This window comes from Mucilaginibacter sp. SG538B (assembly GCF_013376065.1).
In the GTDB taxonomy this organism is placed as follows: domain Bacteria; phylum Bacteroidota; class Bacteroidia; order Sphingobacteriales; family Sphingobacteriaceae; genus Mucilaginibacter; species Mucilaginibacter rubeus.
Genome location: NZ_JABMJI010000006.1, coordinates 83,233 through 109,082 on the forward strand (window position 1 = coordinate 83,233; position 25,850 = coordinate 109,082).

27 protein-coding genes and 1 tRNA gene are annotated in these 25,850 nt (G+C 41.8%); 14 read left to right on the plus strand and 14 right to left on the minus strand.

What is annotated here, in order from left to right; genetic code table 11:
• The first annotated feature begins 167 nt into the window (after positions 1–167).
• Positions 168–635 (plus strand): hypothetical protein, encoded by a 468-nt coding sequence (locus tag FHW88_RS26040; protein ID WP_176628557.1) that lies wholly within the window; start codon positions 168–170, stop codon positions 633–635.
• A 66-nt stretch (positions 636–701) separates the two neighbouring features.
• Positions 702–980, plus strand: a complete 279-nt coding sequence (locus tag FHW88_RS26045; RefSeq protein ID WP_176628558.1) for a DUF3072 domain-containing protein — start codon at positions 702–704, stop codon at positions 978–980.
• On the opposite strand, the gene FHW88_RS26050 is transcribed toward FHW88_RS26045, so the two are convergent.
• From FHW88_RS26050 to FHW88_RS26060, 3 genes are all read right to left on the minus strand, one after another.
• Positions 977–1,402 (minus strand): BLUF domain-containing protein, encoded by a 426-nt coding sequence (locus tag FHW88_RS26050; protein WP_176628559.1) that lies wholly within the window; start codon positions 1,400–1,402, stop codon positions 977–979. The two genes, FHW88_RS26045 and FHW88_RS26050, sit on opposite strands and share 4 nt — an antisense overlap.
• 61 nt (positions 1,403–1,463) lie before the next feature.
• Positions 1,464–2,225, minus strand: a complete 762-nt coding sequence (locus FHW88_RS26055; protein ID WP_176628560.1) for an MBL fold metallo-hydrolase — start codon at positions 2,223–2,225, stop codon at positions 1,464–1,466.
• Positions 2,222–2,494, minus strand: a complete 273-nt coding sequence (locus FHW88_RS26060; protein WP_091175078.1) for a hypothetical protein — start codon at positions 2,492–2,494, stop codon at positions 2,222–2,224. The genes FHW88_RS26055 and FHW88_RS26060 overlap by 4 nt, the downstream gene beginning before the upstream one ends.
• 117 nt (positions 2,495–2,611) lie before the next feature.
• On the opposite strand from FHW88_RS26060, the gene FHW88_RS26065 reads away from it, so the two are divergent.
• From FHW88_RS26065 to FHW88_RS26075, 3 genes are all read left to right on the plus strand, one after another.
• A complete protein-coding gene (locus FHW88_RS26065; RefSeq protein ID WP_176628561.1) occupies positions 2,612–3,673 on the plus strand; it encodes a polysaccharide deacetylase family protein in 1,062 nt (353 codons plus the stop codon).
• 9 nt (positions 3,674–3,682) lie between these two features.
• Complete coding sequence (locus FHW88_RS26070; RefSeq protein ID WP_176628562.1) at positions 3,683–4,138, plus strand: DUF4265 domain-containing protein; 456 nt, start codon at positions 3,683–3,685, stop codon at positions 4,136–4,138.
• 164 nt (positions 4,139–4,302) lie between these two features.
• On the plus strand, positions 4,303–4,842 hold the full coding sequence (locus tag FHW88_RS26075; RefSeq protein WP_176628563.1) for an AAA family ATPase: 540 nt from the start codon (positions 4,303–4,305) through the stop codon (positions 4,840–4,842).
• 565 nt (positions 4,843–5,407) lie between these two features.
• Here the strand turns inward: FHW88_RS26075 and FHW88_RS26080 are convergent.
• Both FHW88_RS26080 and FHW88_RS26085 read right to left on the minus strand, forming a co-directional pair.
• Positions 5,408–6,085: a LolA family protein gene (locus FHW88_RS26080; RefSeq protein ID WP_176628564.1), complete on the minus strand. Its 678-nt coding sequence runs from the start codon at positions 6,083–6,085 to the stop codon at positions 5,408–5,410.
• A gap of 69 nt (positions 6,086–6,154) precedes the next feature.
• A complete protein-coding gene (locus FHW88_RS26085) occupies positions 6,155–8,767 on the minus strand; it encodes an FtsK/SpoIIIE family DNA translocase (RefSeq protein WP_090527808.1) in 2,613 nt (870 codons plus the stop codon).
• A 274-nt stretch (positions 8,768–9,041) separates the two neighbouring features.
• On the opposite strand from FHW88_RS26085, the gene FHW88_RS26090 reads away from it, so the two are divergent.
• Complete coding sequence (locus FHW88_RS26090) at positions 9,042–9,689, plus strand: ankyrin repeat domain-containing protein (protein ID WP_176628565.1); 648 nt, start codon at positions 9,042–9,044, stop codon at positions 9,687–9,689.
• Positions 9,690–9,817: 128 nt separating this feature from the next.
• Positions 9,818–10,801, plus strand: a complete 984-nt coding sequence (locus FHW88_RS26095) for a GlxA family transcriptional regulator (protein WP_176628566.1) — start codon at positions 9,818–9,820, stop codon at positions 10,799–10,801.
• 130 nt (positions 10,802–10,931) lie between these two features.
• On the opposite strand, the gene FHW88_RS26100 is transcribed toward FHW88_RS26095, so the two are convergent.
• The gene (locus tag FHW88_RS26100; protein ID WP_176628567.1) at positions 10,932–11,978 is read right to left on the minus strand and encodes a sterol desaturase family protein; all 1,047 of its coding nucleotides are present in this window, start codon (positions 11,976–11,978) and stop codon (positions 10,932–10,934) included.
• A gap of 314 nt (positions 11,979–12,292) precedes the next feature.
• Here FHW88_RS26100 and FHW88_RS26105 point away from each other — a divergent pair, with 314 nt between their 5' ends.
• Both FHW88_RS26105 and FHW88_RS26110 read left to right on the plus strand, forming a co-directional pair.
• A complete protein-coding gene (locus FHW88_RS26105) occupies positions 12,293–12,673 on the plus strand; it encodes a chorismate mutase (protein ID WP_176628568.1) in 381 nt (126 codons plus the stop codon).
• A gap of 279 nt (positions 12,674–12,952) precedes the next feature.
• A complete protein-coding gene (locus FHW88_RS26110; protein ID WP_176628569.1) occupies positions 12,953–14,416 on the plus strand; it encodes a glycoside hydrolase family 30 protein in 1,464 nt (487 codons plus the stop codon).
• A gap of 53 nt (positions 14,417–14,469) precedes the next feature.
• Here FHW88_RS26110 and FHW88_RS26115 read toward each other — a convergent pair whose 3' ends face one another.
• Positions 14,470–15,351 (minus strand): endonuclease/exonuclease/phosphatase family protein, encoded by an 882-nt coding sequence (locus FHW88_RS26115; protein WP_176628570.1) that lies wholly within the window; start codon positions 15,349–15,351, stop codon positions 14,470–14,472.
• Between the two features lie 235 nt (positions 15,352–15,586).
• Positions 15,587–16,411, minus strand: coding sequence for a formyltetrahydrofolate deformylase (gene purU, locus FHW88_RS26120; protein ID WP_176628571.1), 825 nt, complete (start codon positions 16,409–16,411; stop codon positions 15,587–15,589).
• A gap of 120 nt (positions 16,412–16,531) precedes the next feature.
• Between purU and FHW88_RS26125 the strand changes: the two genes are divergently transcribed.
• The gene (locus tag FHW88_RS26125) at positions 16,532–16,954 is read left to right on the plus strand and encodes a hypothetical protein (protein ID WP_176628572.1); all 423 of its coding nucleotides are present in this window, start codon (positions 16,532–16,534) and stop codon (positions 16,952–16,954) included.
• Between the two features lie 153 nt (positions 16,955–17,107).
• Here the strand turns inward: FHW88_RS26125 and FHW88_RS26130 are convergent, their stop codons facing one another.
• Together FHW88_RS26130 and FHW88_RS26135 are read right to left on the minus strand one after the other, a co-directional pair.
• On the minus strand, positions 17,108–17,470 hold the full coding sequence (locus tag FHW88_RS26130) for a hypothetical protein (RefSeq protein WP_176628573.1): 363 nt from the start codon (positions 17,468–17,470) through the stop codon (positions 17,108–17,110).
• A gap of 23 nt (positions 17,471–17,493) precedes the next feature.
• On the minus strand, positions 17,494–18,096 hold the full coding sequence (locus tag FHW88_RS26135) for a DUF998 domain-containing protein (protein ID WP_176628574.1): 603 nt from the start codon (positions 18,094–18,096) through the stop codon (positions 17,494–17,496).
• Between the two features lie 291 nt (positions 18,097–18,387).
• Here FHW88_RS26135 and FHW88_RS26140 point away from each other — a divergent pair, with 291 nt between their 5' ends.
• Entirely contained in the window at positions 18,388–19,437 is a 1,050-nt protein-coding gene (locus tag FHW88_RS26140; protein WP_176628575.1) for a quinone-dependent dihydroorotate dehydrogenase, read from the plus strand.
• Between the two features lie 773 nt (positions 19,438–20,210).
• On the opposite strand, the gene FHW88_RS26145 is transcribed toward FHW88_RS26140, so the two are convergent.
• From FHW88_RS26145 to FHW88_RS26155, 3 genes are all read right to left on the minus strand, one after another.
• The gene (locus tag FHW88_RS26145) at positions 20,211–20,384 is read right to left on the minus strand and encodes a spore protein (RefSeq protein WP_090527770.1); all 174 of its coding nucleotides are present in this window, start codon (positions 20,382–20,384) and stop codon (positions 20,211–20,213) included.
• Between the two features lie 30 nt (positions 20,385–20,414).
• Positions 20,415–20,485: transfer RNA gene (locus FHW88_RS26150), tRNA-Cys, on the minus strand.
• A 46-nt stretch (positions 20,486–20,531) separates the two neighbouring features.
• Positions 20,532–21,281: a TrmH family RNA methyltransferase gene (locus FHW88_RS26155; protein ID WP_176628576.1), complete on the minus strand. Its 750-nt coding sequence runs from the start codon at positions 21,279–21,281 to the stop codon at positions 20,532–20,534.
• On the opposite strand from FHW88_RS26155, the gene FHW88_RS26160 reads away from it, so the two are divergent.
• The gene (locus FHW88_RS26160; RefSeq protein WP_090527764.1) at positions 21,272–23,632 is read left to right on the plus strand and encodes a BamA/TamA family outer membrane protein; all 2,361 of its coding nucleotides are present in this window, start codon (positions 21,272–21,274) and stop codon (positions 23,630–23,632) included. The genes FHW88_RS26155 and FHW88_RS26160 overlap by 10 nt on opposite strands.
• 157 nt (positions 23,633–23,789) lie before the next feature.
• Here the strand turns inward: FHW88_RS26160 and FHW88_RS26165 are convergent, their stop codons facing one another.
• Positions 23,790–24,323, minus strand: coding sequence for a hypothetical protein (locus FHW88_RS26165; RefSeq protein ID WP_090527761.1), 534 nt, complete (start codon positions 24,321–24,323; stop codon positions 23,790–23,792).
• Between the two features lie 219 nt (positions 24,324–24,542).
• Here FHW88_RS26165 and FHW88_RS26170 point away from each other — a divergent pair, with 219 nt between their 5' ends.
• Together FHW88_RS26170 and FHW88_RS26175 are read left to right on the plus strand one after the other, a co-directional pair.
• Positions 24,543–24,902 carry a hypothetical protein gene (locus tag FHW88_RS26170; protein ID WP_090527758.1) on the plus strand — a complete coding sequence of 120 codons (360 nt, stop codon included), beginning with the start codon at positions 24,543–24,545 and terminating at the stop codon, positions 24,900–24,902.
• 123 nt (positions 24,903–25,025) lie between these two features.
• Complete coding sequence (locus FHW88_RS26175; RefSeq protein WP_176628577.1) at positions 25,026–25,799, plus strand: SGNH/GDSL hydrolase family protein; 774 nt, start codon at positions 25,026–25,028, stop codon at positions 25,797–25,799.
• Positions 25,800–25,850: the final 51 nt, after the last annotated feature.

The window sequence follows — 25,850 nt, forward strand, 5'->3', positions numbered from 1 at the left end:
AATGTTGATGTGCAAAAATAACAGCATAAAGCTAAACTGCAAGATGCCTAAACGTTTTAGCAAAGATAAATTCTGTTTTAATTATTACATCTGTAACCTCGCTGTAAAATATCTGTTATCAGCATTATTGACAGATATTTTCGCTAACTTAATCGTTCCTGATTTATATGACCGCGGTATTTATCCATATCAAAAAATTGCTCCGGATTTTGCCGCTGTTAGTTTTGCTTGGTGCATGTGCCAAACAAAAAAAAGTTTTCCAAAGCGATTGCAATAGTTCAAAAGATTATAAAAAGATTTCATTTACAGAGCTGACCAGTCATATTGAAAAATATGATAAGCAATATGTTGAAGTAAGCGGCAAATACAAAGAGGGGAACGAGCAATCCGCGCTTTTTAATGACAGCCTGTTCTCGAACCACGCTTTACATAATGCCATTTGGGTTGATTTTAGCCAGGACTGCCCCCTTTATCTGCCGGGCACTCATATAGGTTTGTTTACCTATAACGATGGTCAGTTTATCGGTATGAATAAACGTAAAGTGACTATTCGGGGTGTAGTTGATGCGAGCGATAAAGGACATTTAAAACAATACAGAGGCACTATCGACAGGGTAAGTTTTATAGAGCTGTGACCTTCAATCCCTTTGAAAATAAAAACAATGCGCCCCGGTAACAGTTGTAATTATAAAACAATAGTTATGGCTATCAACCCCAATGATACACCCGACAATGGCTTTTTTGATGAATCGGATGATGAGGAGATCATCAATCAAAATCAAATAAAAGGCTCAAATATGGTAAAAGACCCTGATGAATGGTCAACAGGTAATGAACCCATGACCGGCGCACAGCATTCCTATCTCAAAACATTATCTGACGAGGCTGGTGAAGAGTTTGACGGATCGCTTACCAAAGCCGAAGCATCAAAACGGATAGACGAGTTGCAGCATAAAACGGGCAGGGGCTTAAATAATTAATTAAAAGATAAGGAAAGCTTGTTGGTTTCGGCAAATGTTTTGAGCATAATAACAGCAGTATGGTTGTTATCGGACGCGACATTTTTATTTGCCGGATTAAGGAATCCTTCTACATTTTTCAGCAAGCCTGCATTTACCGACGCAAAAGCCATTGACCATTTTGGGAAAATTCTTTCCTCAACCATTCCGGTTATCATCAGAACAATGTTACGATGACGTGAATCAAGCTGGATGGCGTTATAAATTTTGTAAAGATCTTCTTTTTCGCCCTCAAGCGCCTGTATAAAAGTACCTTCACTGTATAGGAGCATACCGGTGACGTTATGGGCGAAATTTTTTATTCGTGCTGTTTGCAGCAGGTTCAATAATTCATCATCGCCCATTAATTTTTTAGCGGTACTTATATAAACAAGATATTCCATAGATGAGAAGAAATTTTGCCCAAGATACGGGAAATTTAGAAACGCAGATTTAATGTTGGGGTTAAATAGTCAGTTTTAAACCGTCATACGCCAGTTCGATACCGGCAGGCAGCTCTTTAGAAACATCAGCATGTTTGCCCAGCCTGTGGCTGATATGCGTAAAGTAAGTGGTTTCGGCCCCAATGTCGTTTGCAAAAGCTATGGCTTCCTCAAGCGTAAAGTGGGAGATATGGGTTTCCTTTTGCAGGGCGTTGATCACTAATATTTTTGTGCCTTTTATTTTTTCCCTTTCTACATCCGGAATTGTTTTGGCATCGGTGAGGTAGGTGAAATCTTTAATCCTGAAACCTTTTATAGGCAATCTGTAATGAAACACCTCGATAGGGACGAACTCAACATTACCGACCATAAAGGGATCAAGCGCAATGATATGCATGTTTACCTGCGGAATGCCCGGATATCCTGTACCATCAAAAATATAGGGAAATTCACGCACCAGGGCTTTTTGCACCCTTTCATCAGCGTAAATATCAATCGGGGCATTTTGTTTGTAATTAAACGCGCGGATATCATCCATACCGGCAATATGGTCTTTATGCTCATGTGTAAAAACGATAGCATCAAGGTGCTGTACTTTTGCACGGAGCATCTGGTACCTGAAATCGGGGCCCGAATCAATGGCAATTATCTTATCCTCGGTTTCAATTAAAACAGAGCTGCGCAGCCGCTTATCGTGCTTATCTGTTGAGAGGCATACCTCGCAGTTACATGCTATAACAGGTACCCCCTGCGATGTTCCGGTTCCTAAAAATGTTATGGTCACAGCTGCAGTTTAGTTTGTTTAATTTCCTGCAAAAATGTAATCTGTTTATCATCAAGCAGCTTGTAATCTACCTCAAGTTCGCGCAATAGCTCAACCAAAGCAAGGATTTTACTTTCCAGGTTAGAGAAACGGTTTACTACAATCATTTTACTGTTAAGCAGCAGGCAGGCGCCGGTTTTGAAGTTGCCCTTTTCATAACGCACCTTGTAACCGGCCGTTTTTAACAGCAGTTCCAATTTCTCGAGGGTATGGTTAGTCGCGGGTAGCATTAATTTCAAAAGTAGCAAAAATGGGTGTATTTGCCGGACTTAAATTGGCATTTGCATGTCACATTTGCTAATTTAATTTCTAATTTTATTTACCTGTTATACCCTAAAACTATCCGGATGAAGAACTTACTGCTTACCGTTACAGGCATTGTTGTTAGCATCGCCGTTTGTGCGCAGCAAACCAAAACCTATGCCGAAAAGCTTGGCTGGCCTAAAGGCGCACGTGTAATTATCCTGCATGTTGATGATGCCGGGATGTCGCATGAATCGAACGAAGGGGTGAAGAAAGCCATTGGTGAGGGTGTAGCCACTTCAACCAGTGTGATGATGCCCTGCCCCTGGGTGCCCGATTTTAAACATTATATGGATCAGCACCCCGGTATAGATGCCGGATTGCATTTAACCTTAACTTCCGAATGGAAAAATTACCGATGGGGGCCGCTTGCGGGCAAGGCAACAGTTCAGGGACTGATTGATAAAGAAGGCGCTTTCTGGCCCGGAGTAGTCGCCGTTTATTTCCATGCTACTGCCGATGAGATTGACAAGGAGATCCGCGCCCAGCTTGACCGTGCCTTAACCATGGGCTTTATACCAACCCATCTCGACTCGCATATGGGTACTTTATTTGCCAAGCCGGCTTTTCTCGAAAAATATATTAACCTCGGCATCGAAAAAAAGATACCGGTGATGCTGCCCGGCGGAGAAGATCATTTTTACCGTGAGGAAGCAAAAAACGCTACGATTGCCCGGCTTAAAAAAGATGGTAAATACACTGAAGGTATGGAGATACCCGAACCTGCAGAACTGGCAAAAGCGCGCGAACTTGGTGAAATGGCCTGGAAGGGAGGTTTGCCTGTATTAGACGACCTTGATAATTCGAGCTATGACTGGGCAATGCCCGATATTGAAAAAGCAACCGATAGCGAATTGCAAAAGTGGTATACAGATCATTACATCGAAAACTTCGACCGTTTTTCGCCGGGGTTGACGATGGTATTGATGCATTGTACACAGCCTTCACCTCAGTTTAAAAATATCTGTAATGAAGGCCAGAAACGAAAAGGCGACCTGCTGGCCATGACCAACCCGCGCCTGAAAGCTTATCTTAAACAAAAAGGCTTTATTTTAACCACCTGGAAAGAGGTAATGGAGCGGAGGGTTAAGGTAGGAAATGAGTAAGTTTGTTTTATGGCTGATGATAAACATGTAAAAATACTGTTTAGGTTATACAGTAGCATTTTAGAAGAGATGGCAGTGGAGACCATGTGGGCTAAAGTGGTTAATGAAGAGCGGGAGCTTTATTCGTTGGATAATGTCCCTTTTTACCTGCCGGTTATTGCATCCGGTGATATAGTATTTGCCGAATTTGATATTGATGAGCAGATGCTCACTTACCGCGAAACAAGGGAATATTCCGGTAATTCAACCATTCATATTATTCTAATGAGTGATACTGCCAACGTGAAAAGTGTTGGTAAATCATTTGAAGAATTGGGATGCAACTGGGAGGGATTGAATGATAAATATTTTGCAATGGATGTACCGGCCCAGGTTAATTATGATTTAGTTAGAGCCAGGTTAGAGGAATTGAGACAGCAGGATATTATAGATTATGCTGAATCTTGTTTAGGTGAGGGGCATTAGTATTATCATCTGATTTTTTACTCAATACGTTGCGTAATTTTACTCAGTGTATTGAGTAAAATAAATTGCTGCAAGGCAGGCTGGTTTTGAGTTCATTTTTGGGGCTTCTATATACCCCGTCTTTGGTGAATATTTAGTTATTTGCAGAACAATCTATCTGTTTTATGCAAATCAACATCTTTGGTGCATCTGGCTCAGGGGTAACTACGCTGGGCAAAACTTTAAGCGGGAGACTCGATTACCCGTATTTCGACAGCGATCATTATTTCTGGTTCCCTTCCGATCCTCCTTTTATTAACCGAAGGCCGCCTGAAGAACGAAATGCAATGATCAACAGTGAGATGGCCGGTAATGAAAACTGGATCCTGGGCGGTTCAGTTATCAACTGGAATAATAACTGGCAGTTTGATCTGTCGGTATTTTTATATATCCCGCCAGCCATCAGGATTCGGCGTTTGCAGCAAAGAGAGCTTGAACGTTATGGCGATATTATCTATACCGACAGGGAGCGAAATAAGCTTTATAACGAATTTATTGACTGGGCACGTGGCTATGATGAGCTTATAACCAACAGCCGAAGCCTGCATTCGCATAAGAATTGGATGAATAAGCTCACAACTCCTTTGCTGATTATAGAAGGGGATACTACCGTGCAGGAAAGGGTAGAGGCTGTTTTAATGAAGATTAAGGAGTTAAGTTTGTAATATAATAACCGCGGCAAACAGTCCTTCGACCAGAAATGATGAAAGCGTTCTGCTTCCGAAGACAAAAGAATTTATTAATAGTTTGATACTTTGTGTGTTAAGCTGAAAGCTTAACTTGTTTTAGGATGAAGGTACACTATCGCTAAACTTCGACCAGTAAAGGGAGATTTAGTGTAACCCCTTGTTTTTATAAACATTTGATTATCAGCAGTATAAAATGCGACTTTTGAAATTGTGTTAACCCTGTTAACCCCCCTTTGTACGTAGTTTGTAGTGGATGTAGAACATACTACCGGAGTTGGTAAATGTCGTTCTGAATGAGAAGGTAAGTTTAACGTGATGCGAAATAATCCTTAACAGCAACCCCGGTTAACCGCTGGTTTCAAACAGGCATAAGTTGAGCCTGATTTATTTAGCTTCGGCGGCGGGACGCCGCGGAATAGTTGCCACCCGGCTGGAGCCGAGCGGCGGCGAAGACCAATAAAAAAGCGGAAAGTAAAACCCCCCCGCTTCAAAATATCTCAATTCTCATGTCTCAAATCTCACATCTCACATCTGAGACAGATTACCTCAAATCTACCACCTCAACACCCGGGTGGCCTTTGGCATCCCAGGCAAAAGTCGCGTCAGGAGCAGGTACGTTAGGGGTAAAGGTGCGTACGGTATAAGTATACCTGTTGCCGTTTTTGTCGAACAATAAAGCACTGTAGAGTTGTTTTTTTACTTTGTCGATGGTAAGCTTCACTTTAAAGATGGCTTTTTTATCATCTTCGGGTGTAAGCTCTATATTTTGATAAACTTTGCCTGCTATCTTCTGTTCGCCGGTGTACAGGTATTTAAAGCCTTTTTCATACATCGTAAAAATCTGGGCAGGGTTATTTAGTCCGTCGCCGCTTTTGTCGGCATCACTTACCTGTACTTCTTTATCTTTTTTAAGGTATGTCCATTGGTTTTTGCCATCGCTCAAGATCTCTTTGTCTACTTCGGGTTTTGCAGCTGCGCTGTAAAGTGTAACGCGGTATTTGCCGGTTTTTGCCCTCGATATCAGGGTGCCGGTTTGTGTTTCTTTAATATTGGCCTGTTGGTTGTTAAGGCTAAAGGTAAAGTCGGTTTTAATAACATCGTAAGAACGGTATTTTTGGCTCACCTGATTTAAAATCGCCTTTGCCTGGCTGTCTTTTTGCGCAAAAGCGGTGCTGTATGTACTTATTGCTAAAATGGTATATGCTATGATCTTTTTCATTCAGTTTTATTCAACAACAACTATTGTTATTAATAGTTATTGGATTAGAGTAAATAAATTTTGCTTGGTTTAATCTTTAATAGGTTTTTGCAGCGTTTCCAGGTAGCGCTCAAGGCTGTACTCGTCGGGATAAAGCACATCGCGGGCTTTACTACCTTCAAAAGGGCCTACAATTCCGGCTGCTTCCAACTGGTCAATAATGCGGCCGGCGCGGTTATAGCCCAGTTTCATTTTGCGTTGGATAAGCGATGTTGAGCCTTGCTGATGCAGTACAATTAAACGTGCAGCTTCTTCAAACATCGGGTCGCGGTCGTCAGGGTCATATTCTTTGGCGCCGCTGCTGGCTTCACCTTCTCCCACATATTCGGGCAGGTACATGGCCGATGGATAGCCTTTCTGGTTGCCGATAAAATCAGATATAGCTTCAACCTCCGGCGTATCCACAAATGCACACTGTAAACGGATCAGGTCGCTACCTGTTGAAAATAGCATATCCCCACGACCGATCAACTGATCAGCGCCGCCGGCATCCAGAATGGTGCGCGAATCGATCTTAGAAAGTACCCTGAAGGCCAGCCTTGACGGGAAGTTGGCTTTGATAGTACCGGTAATGATGTTAACAGAAGGGCGCTGCGTTGCAATAACCAAATGGATCCCCACCGCACGGGCCAGCTGCGCAATACGGGCAATCGGCATTTCCACTTCTTTACCGGCCGTCATCATCAAATCGGCAAACTCGTCAATTACTAAAACTATAAATGGCAGGTAACGGTGTTTTTCAGGGTCGCTGATCTTACGGTTTACAAATTTGGAGTTGTACTCTTTCAGGTTGCGTACCTGCGCGTCTTTCAGCAGGTCATAACGCTGGTCCATTTCAATACAAAGCGAATTGAGCGTATTTACCACCTTTTTGGTATCGGTGATGATGGCATCGCCATCATCAGGCAGTTTAGCCAAAAAGTGCCTTTCTATCTTACGGAAAAGCGTAAGCTCCACCTTTTTAGGGTCAACCAGTACAAATTTGAGTTCGGCAGGGTGTTTTTTATACAGCAGCGATACCAGGATGGCGTTAATACCAACCGATTTACCCTGGCCGGTGGCTCCGGCAACCAGTAAGTGTGGCATCTTGGCCAAATCGGCAATAAATACTTCGTTAGATATGGTTTTACCTAAAGCGATAGGCAGGTCCATCGTGGTATTCTGGTATTTTTCGGTCGATAGGATAGAGCGCATCGAAACCATCTCAGGATTTTGATTAGGCACTTCAATACCGATAGTCCCCTTGCCAGGCATAGGGGCGATGATACGGATGCCCAGTGCAGCTAAACTTAAGGCAATATCATCTTCAAGGTTCTTGATCTTGCTGATCCTCACACCTGGCGCGGGGATGATCTCATATAAGGTAACCGTTGGGCCAATGGTTGCCTTGATCTTATCAATTTCGATATTATAGTGGTTCAGTGTTTCAACAATTTTGTTCTTATTGGCTTCCAGCTCTTCGGCATTAACCGAAATCTTGTTTGAGCCGTGGTTTTCTAATAACTCCAGGTGCGGAAGTTTGTATGAAGCCAGATCGAGCTTGTGGTCATATATACCAAATTTGCTTAGCAGGTCATCCTGTTTGGCTTCATCAGCCTGTTCAACACTTAATTCGGGCAGAGGCCTGTTGGTATCAATGGTGAGCGGGATTTCTTCTTCCTCTTCGGGTTCGTGTTTAATTGTATTTTCAGGACGCAATACCACAGGTTCATGATATCCGGGCATTTGCTCCATAGGAGGGTGCCTAAGCGGTGATGGAGGTATAAGCGGTTCCTGTACCATGGGCTCGGGCATGATGCTGCTTACATGGGTTTCGCGGATGTTGTTATTGCCCCGGGGCCATTCAAGCGGCATTGACGGCTCATCATCAATCAGTTCAACAGGTTCAGGTGCTATCTCATCAACACTCATAGCTGCAACCGGGCGGTTTTTACGCTGGGGTATTTTAAAGTCGATATTATAGGCTATTACCAATACGGTAAGCGCCAAAAACACCAGCAATCCGCCGGTACCCGCTTCACCTATCTGAGCCGCAAGTAAGCGGTTAGTCCAAAAACCGAAACCGCCTTCAAGGTAATGGGGATAATCAATCACAAATGAATGAAAATAAGCTATCGCCACAGAAATAAAGACAATGCTGAATAACGAATATGCAAGTGTTTTACGGATAGAAAATAGCCTCGCTTTAAACAGCAGTCGGTACCCTACAACAAAAAATACAAAAATAAACAGGAATGAAGCTACGCCAAACCATTCATAAATAAACTGATTGGATAATAACGCGCCAAACTTGCCCAGCCAGTTTTGCGCCCTGATGGTCGGGTCGCTCAGGTCGGCAATTTCATGAACCGTAGTGCCCGTCGACAGGTTATGCCAGCCACCGTTTGTTTTAGAAATATAGCTCTGGTCTTCCTGCCAGGTAAACAGGTATGATGTAAAAGCGATGAGGAAAAAAATGGATAATAGCAGTGAAAACAAACCCGCTATTTTAACAGCCTTGCCGTTTTCATAGTCAAAGTCAAAACTGGGCAGTTTAGGTAATTTCCTGCCTGCCACTCGTTCCTTTTCGGCCTTGCCGCCTTGGCGAGGCTGATTTTCTCCCTTGAAATTATTTGATCTAAACTGGTTTCCTTTTGCCGGCATCCTGATGTAACAATCGTTTATGTGCAAACTTACGTAAAATTTCACCTATGTGAACTTTGCAGTTACACCCGGTAAATATTTTATATAAGATTCGTTAACCCGCAAAAAATTACAGGCCGAATGAATATAAAGTTAACAGATTATATAACTTATTGTCAACATTTTTAATTTTTTAGTATAATTGAAAAACAACATTTACCCGTAACATAAACGTAAATTTAACAAAGTGAATATAACAACGCCGTTAATAGTAAACGCTTTACTTAATTAAGTAATGAGCATAGAAAGACTGGAAGAATATATCGCATCCGCCGATTTAGATAGTATCAATACCCTGCTTGGCCGCGACCCTGCGCTGGCTACTCAAAAAACAAGCCTCAGGGTATCGCCGCTTATGCTTTCGTGCTATTATAAAAAGCCGGAGGTTACCGGTTTACTGTTAAATTATGTAAACGATATTAGTTTGTTTGAAGCGGCTGCGGCCGGCAAATTTGATACGGTTGCCCACCTGGTTACTACTAACCCAAATACTCTTGATGATTACGCCGAAGATGGCTTTACTGCTTTAGGGCTCGCCTGTTATTTCGGGCAGTTTGATGTTGCGCGCTACCTGGTGCTGAAAGGTGCAAATGTTAACCTGCAATCAAATAATGGTTTCAACGTGTTCCCAATTCATTCGGCGGCGGCCGGAAACTATACCGATATAGCGCGGATGCTGATCGAAAACGGCGCTCAGGTGAATGTTGTGCAGCAAGCCGGCGCTACGCCGCTGCATTCGGCCGCGCAAAATGGTAATCTTGAGCTGATCATCCTGCTGCTCGAAAGTGGTGCCGAGGTTCATACCCGGATGGAAGGTGGCAAGCTTCCCGCTGATCTGGCCCGTGAAAAAGGTTTTGAAGAGATAGCTGAGATTTTGAGTTGATGTTTAAACGCTTAATTTTAAACTGGTTAAGTGATAGCTTTTTATCAATGATCTGCGTTTTTTAAGGGTTATCGCATGTTTTTGTGCCGGGTGCTTTTATATATTTGTAATAACCTGAATTATAACAAATGAAAGAAATAGCGCTGCTTATTCACGAAGACATTAATCTTTCAACCATATCGGGCGTGTTGGATATGGTGAGGCATACTAACCGTTTCCTGGTTGAAAGCGGCAAAGCCGAAGCTTTTAGCGTAATGCTTGTAGGCGAAAAAATAAATAATAACCTGCTTTATTTCCCTGCCCAATTCACCGGTTTTAAAACTATTGATGAGATCAAAGATATTGACCTGGTGATAGCCCCCGCATTTTACGGCCCGCCGGATCTGGTGATGCACAAAAACAAAAATTTGATAGACTTTATAAGGAACATGTACAATAAAGGCGCAGAAGTAGCCAGCCTGTGTTTTGGCAGCTATTTTTTGGCCGAAGCCGGCGTGCTTGATGGTAAACCTTGTACAACCCATTGGGTAGCTGTTGATGATATGAAACGGCGTTACCCCAAAGTAGAAATTTTACCGGATATGGTAACCACCGACAAAGGGGGTACTTATACCAGCGGAGGGGCTTTTTCAAGCATGAACCTGGTGCTTTACCTGATTGAAAAATATTGCGGCAGGGACACCGGCATTTGGGCCAGCAAAATGTTTTCGCTGGATATTGACCGTACCAGCCAGGCACATTTTAAGGTGTTTGAAGGGCAGCACCAACATGAAGACCAGGAAATAATGCGTTCGCAGTTGTTTATCGAAAATAATTACCATTTGCCTATTTCGGTAGAGGAAATTGCCGGCCAAACCAATATGAGCAAGCGCAATTTCATCCGCCGCTTTAAAAGCGCCACGCAAAATACCCCGATGGAATACCTGCAAAAGGTAAAAATTGAATCGGTAAAAAAAGGCCTCGAGAAAACCAATTTTAATATCAGCGAGCTGATGTATAAGGTTGGGTATAATGATTTAAAGACATTCAGAAAGATCTTTAAACGGATAACAGGCTTAACCCCGCAGGACTACAGGAGTAAATATTGCAGGAGGGCAGTGCTGGAGAATTAGGAGGGGATATTAACAGTAAACTTCTCCGGCGCGTCATTGCGAGGTACGAAGCAATCCCCAGATTCGCAGAGCAGCTATGCAAGTTCCTCTGTACAGTTGGGGATTGCTTCGTACCTCGCAATTGACATTGTTATATTATATCTTGCGCTATTTCAGCTTTACTTTCTTTTACTTTATCAGTTTTTTCTTGTTCCTCAAGCGATTCAAAATAGGCCTTTTTAACAACCGTGGTCATTTTATGATCGCCGGTATGGCTCCAGCCGGGTGGCATTATAACGTACAGAAACTTGTTTTTAATACCGGGTGCCTTGCGTATATCTTTGGCCAGCGCTATGATCTCGCCAAAATAAGCATCCAAAAAGCTGTTTTTAATCATGGGGCGACTGATGCCATATTCAATAGGGATCCTACGGTCTTCATTTTGGAAGGTGCCGAAAACTTTATCCCAAATCGGTAACAGGTTACAGAAATTGGTATCCATATATAATGGATTACGTGCATGATGTACCCTGTGATGCGATGGTGTGAGCACGATTTTGTTCAGGAAGCCAAGACGCCCATCTTCAATAAGGTTTTCACCGATATGGATCATTGATCCCCAAAAGCCATCCACAAACATGATCACAAACAGCATTGGCGGGTTTACACCCAATAAAATACAAATGCTGGTGCGGATGAGATCGGCATAGGGTGCTTCAAGGAAAAAATGGGCGAAAGTAACCGAAAGGTTCATGCTTTCGGGTGCATGATGGGTTGAGTGGAGGCACCATAGAATTCTCACCTTATGCGCAAGGTAGTGATACCAAAAATGAGCAAATTCCCATACGATATAGCCGTAAATAAACCAGTACCAGGTAAACGTGGTTTTGAAAATAGCAAACCGCGAAAAGAAGCCGATACAAAACCCTACCATGGCAATGGAAAGTACGCTGCCTATAAAAGCATTTAGCACATATGTCCAAAAAGAGATCTTGTAGTGGATCACCTTGAATTTTTTATAGAACGCCCCCCTGATGATCTCAAACACCAGCAATACAGGTAGCATTGGGCCTAACAAAGCCGTAATACCATCATAGGTAAGTAGTTTGCCATAATCGCCCGATTTGATGATGGTATACAATCCGCCGAGGCCGAAAAATCCAGTAATATGCTCGTATATCGCTTTTAAAAAATCCATATCAAAAATTAGGTTTACCGGTAAAATGTTTTATTCAAATTTAGGAAAATTAATTTGTATATATGTAGGTACATGTAAATTCTTTGAACGAGTATTAACATCACACATCACGGCTGACCTGCCTGTGCTCTTCGGTCCTTTTTATTATCACTGATAAATTAGCTTATTAAAAAAATGAAAAGAAATGATGGAACATCAAATAAAAAGGGTAGCGAGTGTAGTGATGTCAGGAGTGAGTAACTCTGCATCAATCCCGAAACAATCCATTAACAGCAAGGTTATTTCTATAAATTTGCCTCAAAAAATCATCTGATATGAAATCATTTAACCGCGCTTTTGTATTATTTTTAGTGTGTATGATCCGGTACAGTTTAGTTAACGCCCAATCAACACCTATGACCCAAACTTCTGCCAGCAATCCACTGCAAAATAACCGGATCAAAATTGATTCCCTCGATAAAAAATTGATAGCCTTATTGGGCGAACGCGAGAGGGTAGTAAAAGAGATCGGCATCTATAAAGCAAAAAACAATATTCCTGCCCTTCAGTCCGACCGTTTTAAACAGGTACTGGAAAAAACTGTCGAAGCCGGGAAACAGGAGGGGCTCTCCGCCACATTCATTACAGAACTTATGAATGCTATCCATAAAGAAAGCCTGCGCATTGAGGAAGAAATTAAGGCTCAAAAGCAATAGCCGGTGTAAAAAATACACTATAATTTAAAATGCATTTTAGCGCATCAAATTTGTAAGTAATTTCTATATGAGTTATCGTTCAATGTATTTATTATCAATTGATTAAACTAAGATAAAATTTGGTATTAAGGCGTATCAATTTGCCCGGCACGACCTTTTGAGGTGATAATTTATATCGTGATTTTTGCTTTTTTTTAATTAAGTTTAATAAATTTGACAACTCCGGTTAGCCACAATCCAGGCTTGTAACCAAGCCGGTAAGCCTATTTAATTAAATTCATGCAAAAAAAGTATTTAATAGCCTGTTTCATCGCGGGCGGATTATTATTAAAGGCTGGCTTTGTCAGCGCGCAGGGTAAAGCGCCTTATTCGGTAATGGGTAAATCGGTCAAGGTGATTGTCTCTGAGCAAAAGGCCGGATATAAATTTAAAGAAACCGAAACCCTGAAGTTTGCAGATAAGCCTCAACCTGCAGAAACAGAGGTGGCGGTTTTTATCGATCCGTCCAAAACATTCCAAACGATGATTGGAATTGGCGGTGCGCTTACAGATGCGGCAGCAGAAACGTATGCTAAACTGCCAAAAGATAAACAAAAAGAATTTTTAACCGCTTACTATAATAAAGCCAAAGGCATTGGTTACTCCTTTGGCCGCACCAATATTCAAAGCTGTGATTTTTCGAGCGATAGTTACAGTTATGTAAAAGATGGTGATAGGGAATTAAAAACCTTCGATATCAGTCATGATAAAACCTACCGGATTCCTTTTATTAAAGCGGCCGCAGCGGCTGCGGGAGGTGAACTGACCATGTTTGTATCACCCTGGAGCCCTCCTGCTTTTATGAAAGATAATAACGATGTACTGCATGGAGGTAAGCTCAAAAAGGAATTTGATCAAAGCTGGGCCAACTTTTACGTTAAGTTTATTAAAGCTTATGAAAAAGAAGGTGTCCCTATATGGGGCCTTTCGGTACAAAACGAACCGATGGCTAAGCAAACATGGGAATCATGCATGTATACTGCCGAAGAGGAGCGTGATTTTGTAAAGAACTTTTTGGGCCCAACCTTGCAAAAACAAGGCCTGGCCAATAAAAAACTGATAGTTTGGGACCATAACCGAGATTTGCTTTACCAACGCGCCAGCACTATCCTGGAAGATCCGGCAGCGGCCAAATACATCTGGGGTATCGGGTTCCATTGGTATGAAACCTGGACCGGCGCAGGCCAAAATTTTGAAGCCACCCGTCGTACCCATGAAGCATTCCCGGGCAAAAACCTGGTATTTACCGAAGGTTGTATCGAAAAATTTGATTTCAACAAGATCAATGACTGGTCGCTTGGCGAACGTTACGGCCTTTCAATGATCAATGACTTTAATGCCGGTACCGTTGCCTGGACCGACTGGAACGTATTGCTTGACGAAAACGGCGGGCCAAATCACGTAGGTAACTTTTGCTTTGCCCCGGTACATGCCGACCTGCGCAACGGAAGCCTCATCTACACCAGTTCATACTATTACATAGGCCATTTCTCTAAATATATTCACCCCGGTGCAAAACGCATTAGCGCGGTAGCCAGCAGGGATAAGCTGTTAACAACCGCTTACCAAAACCCCGATGGCTCAATTGCAGTGGTGGTAATGAACAAAACCGATGAAAAAATAGATTACAGCCTTTGGATAAAAGGAAAAGCGGCAGGCACTACTGCCCTGCCGCACTCAATTGCTACACTTATAGTGAAGTAATCTTTATAAAAATCTTTAGTTTAAACAATCAACTAAATCTCTGGTATGGTGGGTCATTTATGATCCACCATTATCATTACCGGGAAATGGTCGCTGGGCTCCTTAGCCTCATATTTATCCGATCCTTTAGCCTTTGCCCTGTAGGTATCTGTTAAAATCCCATATCTCTTTACCGTAAAATCTTTGGTTACAAAAATATGATCGATACGGCCGCTGGTTTTACCATTAGCATCGAAGTCATTAAAAGTACCATTGGTAGCATATTTTATGGGCGATAGCTCATAGCTATCCTTCAACCTCCCCGAGTTATTGATTACAGCGTAGCTGTCAGACGTTTGATCAACATTAAAATCGCCTGATAAAATAGCAGGGGAGCTACCGCCTAAGTCTTTCACTTTTTTCAATACCAGCTTTGCGCTCTCACGGCGGGCAACAACACCTATATGGTCCATATGCAGGTTAAAATAGTAAAACTTGTACCCGGTTTTTATCTCCTGGAAATATCCCCATGAGCAGATTCTTGGAAGTGCGGCATCCCAGCCTTTGTTGGGCTTGTTGGTGATCGGTGCCATCCAGAAATCGCCATGTTTCAGTAGTTTAAATTTATCCTTTTTGTAAAAAATGGCCGAGAACTCGCCGGCAGTTTTACCATCATCACGGCCTATGCCGGTATAAGCGTACTGGGGCATGGCCTGTTTTAAACCATTAAGTTGGTGTACCAACCCCTCCTGGGTGCCAAAAATATCCCAGTCATGAAAGCGGATGAGCTGCGTTATAACCGGCAGGCGCTGTTTCCAGCCATTACCTCGTACAGAATCATCATTTGTAGCATTATCATTACGTAAATTATACGTGGCAATAGTAAGTTGATGCTGGCCATAACTTGCTGAAACAGAAAGTATAGCCATAAATAATAAAGAAAGTAGTTTTTTCATAGTAGTATTTAGATAAGATGCCAACAGCACTTGAACAAAGTTAAAAGTAAATATTACCTTATAACATAAGTTATACACTGAAGAGTATTTAACCTGCGAAAACTTACGAGGGTTCAAAATTTTGTATGCCAGGAGTAATTCTATTCAGAATTTAGAGAAACATGCAAGGAGGCCGGGAACAAGCTTAGCTTCGCATTGGCGGTATCGCTACTATCCCGAATATTGGTTGGTGTGTTTACTCAAACACTACCGTTTTGTTCTTATAAACAAATACCCGGTCTTCAAAAACAAGCTTCAATGCTTTGGCTAATACGGCGGTTTCCACTTCCTGGCCGGCTTTTACCATGTCTGTCCAGCTATATGAGTGATTTACCGGAACAATTTGCTGGGCGATGATCGGCCCTTCGTCCAACTCATTTGATACATAGTGCGCTGTTGCGCCTATGAGTTTCACACCCCGTTCAAACGCCTGCTTATAGGGATTGGCACCTATAAACGCCGGTAAAAACGAGTGATGGATATTAATGATCTTCATCGGAAATTCAGCCACAAATTGGGGTGAGAGGATCCGCATAAATTTAGCCAGTACCACGTAATCAGGAGTATATTGTTTAATGGTACCGATCACCTGTTGTTCAAATTCAGCCTTGCTTACCTGTTCATGGCTGATATGATAAAAAGGAATGTCAAATCGCTCGCATATGTTTTGAAGCTTGGCGTGATTACCGATAACGCATTGCACCCTTGCGCCAAGGGTATTAAAGTGGTTACGCACCAGGATATCGCTCAGGCAATGATATTCTTTGGTAGCCAGCACAACCACTTTTTTTACAGGCTTAGGGTTTACTGAAATATAAGCCCCTTCGGGCAGTATTTTACGTAATGAATCTTCGAGGCCGGCGTCGTCGCCTTGTTCAACTTCCAGGCGCGTAAAAAAAACATTTTCGTTATGATCAACATGCTCACGCATGGAAACTATATTGAGCAGGTGTTTGGCTAATGTTGCAGATATGGCCGCCACAAGGCCCACTTTGTCTTTACACTGTATTACAATAATCATGGTTTAATGATACAAAGAATTTTGCTGAATATACAACAGGCATTTCCCTTTAAATTATTTTACAACTTATTGTAGCAAAGCCATGTGCTGTACCGTAAGGTATCTTATAAACCCACAATTATGAAAATTATCCTGTTAGCAGCATCCGTAATTTTATTAGGTAGTATAACCGCCTGCAATAAAGGCGACCTTCCCAGCCCGGGCAGCAGCAGTATAGTTGGAAAATGGCGCTGGGTAAAATCAGTTGGCGGTATTGGCGGCTTTACCGTTACGCCACAAAGCAGCGGCTACAATATTCGAAATGAATTTTATCCTGATAGCAGTTTCAAAAGGTTCCAAAACGACGTGCTGCAGATCAGCGGCAATTTCCGCACTATTCCAAACTATCAATATAGCCCAACAGAAAAGGCAGATATATTATTGATTTCCGGGCCTACGCTTGATACGCGCCCGGTTTCATACCTCATCAGGCACGATACGCTTTACCTGAATGAAATTTATATAGCCGACGGGTATAATGAGGTATATGTGCGGATGAAATAATTGCCGTTACTTACCCCGGCATCGCTGTGCTCGTTACCTCCTCTCTAAATACGCATAAAGAGAGGAGGGTATTTTTTCTTACCCTCTTTGCAAAGCACGAGGGACACAGGCGGGGGTGAGTAAACTGTAAGCTACGCTTACCCCATAAAATAGTTATTTAGCGTAATGCCCTACTTTCATCATATCCCTTACGGCGTTTGCTAATGAAATCTTCTCGTTATTATCAAGTTCCTTTTTCTTTTCTCCGTCATTAAACTGATAGGTAATACGCCCGTTATAATCGCTTTCGGCACTTATTTCAAAGTCATTATTTTTGTATTTTACCTTCCCATTGGGCGAGATCCTGCTGATGCCCGTGCTATCAGCGGTAAAATACACGTGCCCCCAGTATTCAATCCGTCTTTCTCTGCCATTGCCGTTTTCAGAAATCACTGTATGCCTTCCGCCTATGTGGCAGGCATCTAATAAGGCTATCAAACCTATGACAACCAATACATAACCTAATAATTTTTTCATGTTGTTGTTTTTTTTAATGTTGATTATTTTAATTGACGCTGCTCTTTGGTGTTGAGCAGTTTTATAAAGCAGGAGCCGAGCGATACAAACCAAACCGACCAACCCAGGTGGGCCAATCTTTGAATAAGCCCGGTATAATTGTTTTGAATAGTAGCCGAAGGAATGAAGCGGATAAAGATGAGCAGCATAATACTCAGGCTTAATAGCGAAAGCTTGCTGATCTGTCTGAACTCCTCTCCCCGCCATAAAATAGCAGATAGCAGCGCACCGATATAAAGCGTCAAAAACACCGGCCCGGATGCCGAATGCAGTGGGTTACCTGCATGAAATATAGCCGCCCAGCCAAACATGATAGGGAAACCTATCACCCCAAACACGGGCAGGATATTAAGCTGCAACTGGCTGCACGCAATAAACAGGCCCGCCATAAAAAACACACTGAGCACTGTATTAAGCAGCGTAAATGTTTCCATCAACGCTTCAGATTTTGTGCCGATAGCGCCCAGCTCACTGATAGTGTTGCTGAAATGATTGTAATTACCATGCACAAACCCACAAATAATGGTTGAAAGCCAAAATATAATGGGAATAATGATGCCTGTATATAGTAGCGGTTTAGTATCCATTTTAATAATATTCAGATTGTTTTAGTTCGATTAAAACAAAGTTAATATTAAACATGGTACTATACAATACATAGTACTATGTTTTTTATTTTATTTTTTCAAAACTGTTTAATGGCTTCGCCGAATGTGTTAGTTTAAAAATGGATTGACGAAACCTGTATTTGATTTAGATGCACTTCGCCCTTGCCAGGCAGGCAGGAGGCAACACAGCGTAATATCACAGAGATGAAACAGATGCCGGTTATACCCATACATTTATTCACCATCACAAAAATGTGCTAACTTCGCGGCATGTATCAGTTGATAAAACCCATCCTGTTTAAGTTCGATCCGGAAAAAGTACATTACTTTGTTACCCGCAACCTGAAGCGCTTTAATCGTTTTCCGGGTGGTGCATCGTTAAGTAAAGCGATGTGGGATGTAAAAGATCCGAAGCTTGAACGCGAGGTTTTTGGTCTGAAGTTCAGGAACCCGGTTGGCTTGGCTGCAGGTTTTGATAAAAACGCCGAAATGATGGGCGAAATGGCTAACCTTGGTTTTGGTTTTGTTGAGATTGGTACTGTTACACCGCTGCCGCAACCTGGTAACGAAAAGCCACGCATGTTCCGCCTGCCGGCAGATAGTGCGCTCATCAACCGCATGGGTTTCAATAATTTTGGTGTAGATATAGCTGCTGAACGAATCGCCGCCTTCAGGCGCGATCCGAAAAATATCAACAAACAACTAATCATTGGCGGCAATATCGGTAAAAACAAGGTTACCCCTAATGAGGATGCTGTTAACGACTACATTAAATGCTTTGACCGCCTGTTTGATGTAGTTGATTATTTTGTAGTAAACGTAAGTTCTCCCAATACCCCGGGCTTGCGTGCCCTGCAGGAAAAGGGACCTTTGATGGAAATTTTGAATACATTACAGCAACGTAATAGTAAAAACGGTATCAGCAGACCTATCCTGCTAAAAATAGCGCCTGATTTAACTGATTCCCAACTGGACGATATTGTTGACATCGTACAGCAAACAGGTATAGCTGGGGTAATAGCTACTAATACTACCATCAGCAGGGAAAATTTATCGTCACCTCCTAAGCTAAAAGATGAAACCGGCGGATTGAGCGGCAAACCACTTACTAAACGTTCAACCGAAGTAATAGCTTATCTGCATAAAAAATCAAACGGTTCGTTCCCTATTATAGGAGTAGGAGGAATTCACTCCGCCGAAGACGCCATTGAGAAGTTGAATGCCGGTGCATCATTGGTGCAGTTGTATACTGGTTTTATTTATGAAGGGCCGGGATTGATTGGAAGGATCAATAAAAAGATCCTGAACCGTGATTTATAGGATTTGAGGATTATCCTGAAATATGTATTTCGACGCCAAGTTCCTCGTTTCTGTATCTTCTCGGGAACTTTAATGCCTTTGCGTTTGTTGAAAGATATTTTTAGTATCCCATGAGGATGGGGTGGTCGAGACACTAACAAAGTCGAAAGCTTTAATACGGGATTTGCTGCTTATCGCAAAAAGCTTTACCCGACTTGTAAAAAAATGCTGCAAAATTTGCAAACCTATGTTCAGTATAACTACTCTCAAACTCATGCAACTCAGTAAATGATGTTTTTAGGTTAAATTTTTAATTTCAAGAAATCATTTATTCAAGCTAATGAGTTCATTTTCTACTGCCGGGGGGGCTATATTATTGATCCTAACTTTATTTGCATCCGCAATATTCACTTTGTTTTCAGTTCGATATTTCCTAAATAAATTTATTGAAGATGATAGAAATCTTATCTTTTATGCAAAGATGACATTGATTTTCATTGGAAGTTTAGGATTAAGTTTGATTGTTTCTTTTGTGATTCTTTCATTTTTATTTGTTGGCCGTTAATATATTGAAGGAATAAGTATCAATAAAAATCTCCCAATTTTCATATAAAAGTTATCATAGCAATTTCTAAAGAATTTTTTCCACGTTGTTCCCAATTTGGGTGATTTTGTAGGTGCAAAAGGCTATCAAGGTCATCTTCAAATCCTAATAATCATGGTTCAAACACAAAAAAAAGTCCCGCCGGAAACCGGCAGGACTTTAAAGTCTTTTCTTCCGAAGAAGGAGAGAATTATTTGCCTAATGCGATATCTAAAGCTGCATTGTTTTTAGCTATCTGGCTGTGTTTTGACTCAGCAGAACGGCTTCCGTATTCTAGGTTAGTAGCCAGTTTCAAGAACTGTACTTCTAAGCGTGAAAAAGTTTTATTTCTCCTGTCTTTTCTTTTTAAACGAGTAACGCCCATTGTCTTTTATTTTAAATTTTTTTAACCCTGAGGTCGGAAGCGGATTCGAACCGCTGTAAAAGGTTTTGCAGACCTCTGCCTAGCCACTCGGCCATCCGACCCTTTTTTAAGGACTGCAAAGATAGTAATTATTTTTAGCGGACAAATTTATTTGAACGAATTTCTTTTTATTTCTGAACATAATATGGCCGTAGCTATAGCTACATTCAATGATTCGGCATAGCCTATCCGGGGTATGGTTACTGTTTTATTTATTAACTGCTGTATTTCAGGGCGTAAGCCATTACCCTCGTTGCCCATAGCCAGTAAACCTTCACGGCCGAAATTGGTGTTGTAGATATTTTCGCCATCGAGCATGGCGCCAAATAATGGGAGCTTTATTTCGGGGATGATAGTCATTAAGTCGCCGTAATGCACATTTACCCGTGCTAATGAGCCCATGGTAGCCTGCACCACTTTGGGGTTATAAACATCAACGGTATCATCTGAGCAAATAATATCGGTAATGCCAAACCAGTCGGCCGTGCGGATAATAGTGCCCATATTGCCGGGGTCCTGCACCCCATCAAGCACCAGCGAGAACTTGTTTTTCAGTAAGTTATAATTTAATCTGGGCCATTTTGGTATTTTTATCAAACCAATTACATCCTGTGGGGTTTTCAAACTGCTGATCTTTTCCAGATCGGTCAATGAAATTTCCTGAAAATTTATTTTTCGGGATAAATTCATCATTTTTGGAGCAATTTCGGATGTATGGTATATAGCATCAACCTGGTATGCAGCGTTTACAAACTCAACAACTGATTTGTAACCCTCAACCAAAAACAAACCATGCTCTTTACGGAATTTTTTATGTTGTAAGGATTTTAATAAACTGATCTGTGATTTTGAAAGCATATACTAAGCCTGCTGTTTACCGCCTTACAATATTAAGTATTTTACTGGTTATTATCGGTTCGGGCTGCAGCATTACCCGTGGCATCCGCAAAGACCAGGCACTGGTGCGCAAAATTACTATAAAAGGTATTGACGAGCAATTTGCGGAAACCGCTATAAATTATGTGGATAAGGAGCAACAACCCAATAACTGGCTCAACCTGCAGTTGTACTATACTTTTAGCAATAAAGGTAAAAAAAATATAGGCGAGGCCCCCGTTGTTGTTGATAGTAACCTGATCGAGTACTCGCGTGTACAGATGGAAAAATACATCCGGAGCCGTGGTTACCTGAAAGCGAAGGTCACCGACAGTGTGGTGATAAAAAAGCAAAAAGCTGAGCTGATTTTTACTGCTAATGAAGGTCCTATGTTCCGCATCCGCAAATTTACCGATAGTATTGCCGATAATAATATTAAAGCATTGTATAACGGTAATCGTAACAGGATCTCGCACATACAGCCAGGCGGCAGGTTTGACACCGATAGTTTAGCTTACGACCGCGACCAGCTCTATTTGCTCATGAAGCATAACGGTTACTACGATTTTTACAGGCAATATATCAATTTTACCTATGATTCCACCTTTAACAGCAGTGTGGTTGATGTAAAAATGATAATTGATAACCCGGCGGGGAAAACACAGCACCCGGTTTATACCATCAACAATACATTAATTACGATATCAAACAGCCAGGGGCGTACACCGGGCAAAGTTGATACGATACAGGTTGATTCACAATTCAGGTTTGTTGACTATTCAAAAAGGTTTAAACCAAGGGTGGTAACCGATTACGTTTTTCAGAAAAAAGGCGAGATCTATGATATTGATAAGCAAACACGCACCACCACTCGCTTATCCGAGTTAAATGTTTTCAGAAATGTGCCCAACCCCGTCTACGAAAAACTGAAGGATAGCTCTAACAGGCTTAATACCCGGATAGATATCGTGCCGCTTAAACGGATGAGCGACCGTGTAGAGGGTGAGGTGCTTTTTAGCGGCGGTCGTTTTGGTTATAACGTGGGTAACACCTTTACCGACAGGAATTTATTTAAACAGGCCGCTATATTGCAGTTAAAAGTTAACTGGAGTATCCTTTTTGATAATGGCAATAATGTGGGTAATGATCACAGTAGTATCCAAAACCAGGAGTTTAGGGTAGGAGCACAGCTTGTCTATCCGCGGCTATTGCTTCCGTTCAAATTTCCGTTTCTTGGTAAATTTGCGGTTCCACACACCACATTTTCATCAAACTATTCGCTGTTTTACCAAAAGGACCTGGTTAAGCGCGAAAGTTTTATCAATTCCATTACGTACGACTTTTTTGATACGCCGTATAAAACACATACCATTACGCCTATCAACATTGAGTTTTCGAGGGGCATAATTGATCCGGCTGCAAGGGCGGCGCTGCTTGCACAAAACAGGTACTCCTATGTTTATTTAATCGGGCGTACGGTTTTTACATCCGGTAGCCAATACACTTACCAGGTTAATGCCATAAAGCTTAATGGTTATGAAAATTTCACCTATTTCCGGGGCAGTTTAGATATTGGCGGGAATTTTCTTAACCTGGTAAGCAATCTCACCAATGCTCCTAAAGATACTCTTGGGCAACACAAGCTTTTTGGATATACTTTTGCGCAGTATACCAAAGTTGAGCTTGATACGCGCATCTATCGAAACTTTGGTGGCGAGAAACAATTTGTTTTCCGTATAAACCCGGGTATAGGTATCCCTTACGGTAATAGCAATCAGCTTATTTTTGAAAAGAATTTTTATGCAGGCGGAGCCAATGATATCAGGGCCTGGCTGCCGCGAACCTTAGGACCAGGGCAATTTAACCGGGGTGCGTATTACGGTACCGATGTTAATAACCGGGCACGTTTGAAATATCTTGACCAGTTTGGCGAGATCAAGTTTATAACCAATGCCGAGTACCGGTACCTGTTGGCAAATAACTTTTTTGGTGCAAAACTTAAAGGTGCGGTTTTTGTTGATGCCGGTAATGTATGGCGCTTGCATGATGAGCCTGATAACCCCAACGGACAGTTTAAACTGAACAACTTTTTAAGCTCAACGGCTGTAGGTATTGGTACCGGGTTGAGGTTCGACCTAAGCTTCTTCGTTTTTCGGCTTGATGCCGCCTTTAAACTTAAAGACCCGCAATTTAGCGGAGCTAACCAATGGGTGCTGGTTAACCATGCCGGCGAACTGTTTAGCAAAGGTTCATTCAAACAAGCTTACAAAGCAGCCAACGGAGAAGATTACAACTTTATGCAGTTGAACTTTGGCATTGGATTACCTTTTTAAGATTTTTAGGTAAAAGGATAAAGGTGAAAGGCAAAAGGTAGCTGCAGCTTTACGTGTGCATCTGTTTTTTTAAAACTTTTACTTTTCGTTTTACTTTCACCTCTCCATAAAAAACCTTTGACCTTTCGCCTTTGACCTTTCGCCTTTGACCTTCCTTCTAAAACATATTCTTCAACCCATCAATAATGCTTTCAAAAAAGGTTGGAATGCTTAAGCCGTTGTGGTAATTGAAATACAGGAAGATACAGAAGATTACTACGGCAATAATGATAAACCGCTTAAACATATAAGCCAGCAATACCAGTAACAGGGGAATGGCTATCAACAGTACCCAGCTGATATGGAATGGACTTAGTTTACTATCATGCTTGTAAATGTAGTATAGTATGGCATGTGTGCCGGAATCGTTCATATGTTTGGCGTACAGGAAGGTTGAACGGTCAAGCTTGTGGCGGTAAAAAGCCGTGCCTTTGTCAAACTTAAGTTCTTCGGTAAAACCGTTCATTACAAAGGTGAAAATGCCGTTTACATTTTCCTGTATCACGCCTGCAGTATCGGTTGCAACTACGGCTACCTCATCAACCGCAAAGGGGTTTTCTTTAATTACAAAATGGTTGATAGCAGTTTTATCGGCAAACGCAAAGCTGTGTGCTGCTGTAATAAAGCAAAAAATAAGTAAAAGTTTTTTCATGGTTTGATAGAAAGCTCTTATCGGTGCTGTAATTATCTGCAATAAAAATAGCGTTTTTTATGAGCTATCGGTTAAAGAAATAAATACTTAAAGGTTTACTGGAAATAGGTAATCTTTAACACTAATCAAAATGAACACTTTACATAAGTGGTACAACTGCGTTATAATAATTACATAATAATTGAGCTGAATTAGCACTTAAATATTAGTTTAGCCTGCATGATAAAAGCCTACAGGTTATATACCGGTGATGACGGTCATTCGCATATACAAAAAGGGATGGTTGAATTAGGGTCGCTTAACGAAGCTCTGGCAATAAGGTTCCAGGAATCGGAACCGCATGCGTTTTATGATTACCATAATGCCCCAACCAATCAGTATGTGATAACCCTTACCGGTACGCTTGAATTTGAAACCTATCCCGGCGAAAAATTCATACTTAGGCCCGGCGAGATCCTGATAGCCCAGGATATAACCGGAACAGCACACAAATGGCGACTGATGGATGATGAGCCCTGGAAACGGGTATATGTTACCTTTGATCCGGAAAAACCGATAAATTTTGTGGCTGATAAATAAGAACTGTTGCTACAATTGTGGAGGCACGTAATATTCCTTTTACAAATACTGGTACAAAACCCGACAAAATTTTAATAGTTATAGCAAATCAGTATTTTCGGCAAATACCCTTATAATCCTCAAATGAAAGATACCAAACAAAACTACCGTCGGCATTTTTTAAAAACCACCGCTGTAGGCACGCTTGCGGCTATGGGCATACCCTCAATTGTTTTATCGGCTTTAGCTGCCGAAAGACCTGCAAAAAAGCTAACCTTTAACCAGGGCGATGTAGTGCTTTTTCAGGGCGACTCCATTACCGACTGGGGGCGTGACCATAGCAAAACCGAACCCAATACTACCAGCGCTTTAGGCTCGGGCTATGCTTTGTTAACTGCTTCACAATTGCTGCTTAAACACGCTGATAAAGGTTTAAAAATCTACAATAAAGGTATCAGCGGTAATAAAGTATATCAGCTTGCCGAGCGCTGGGATACCGATTGTCTTGCCCTTAAACCAAACATATTAAGTATTCACATAGGCGTGAATGACTTTTGGCATACCCTTACCAGTGGTTACAAAGGTACAATAGATACTTATATCGCCGATTACAGGGCGTTGCTTACCCGTACCAAGCAAGCCCTGCCCGATATTAAACTGGTGATCTGCGAGCCCTTCGCCGAAAAAAACGTGAAGGCCGTTGATGATAAATGGTACCCTACATTTGATATCTTCCGTAAAGCTGCTAAAGATATTGCTGCAGAGTTTGATGCGGTATTTGTGCCTTACCAATCGGCATTTGACAAAGCCGAGCAAACAGCACCAGCCACCTACTGGAACCTTGACGGCGTACACCCCAGCGTTGCCGGTGAAGCCCTCATGGCCCAAACCTGGTTGAAAGCGGTTGGAGCTCTTTAGAAGGTAAAAGGCTAAAGGTGAAAGGCAAAAGGTAGCTGCGGCTTTGCAAAT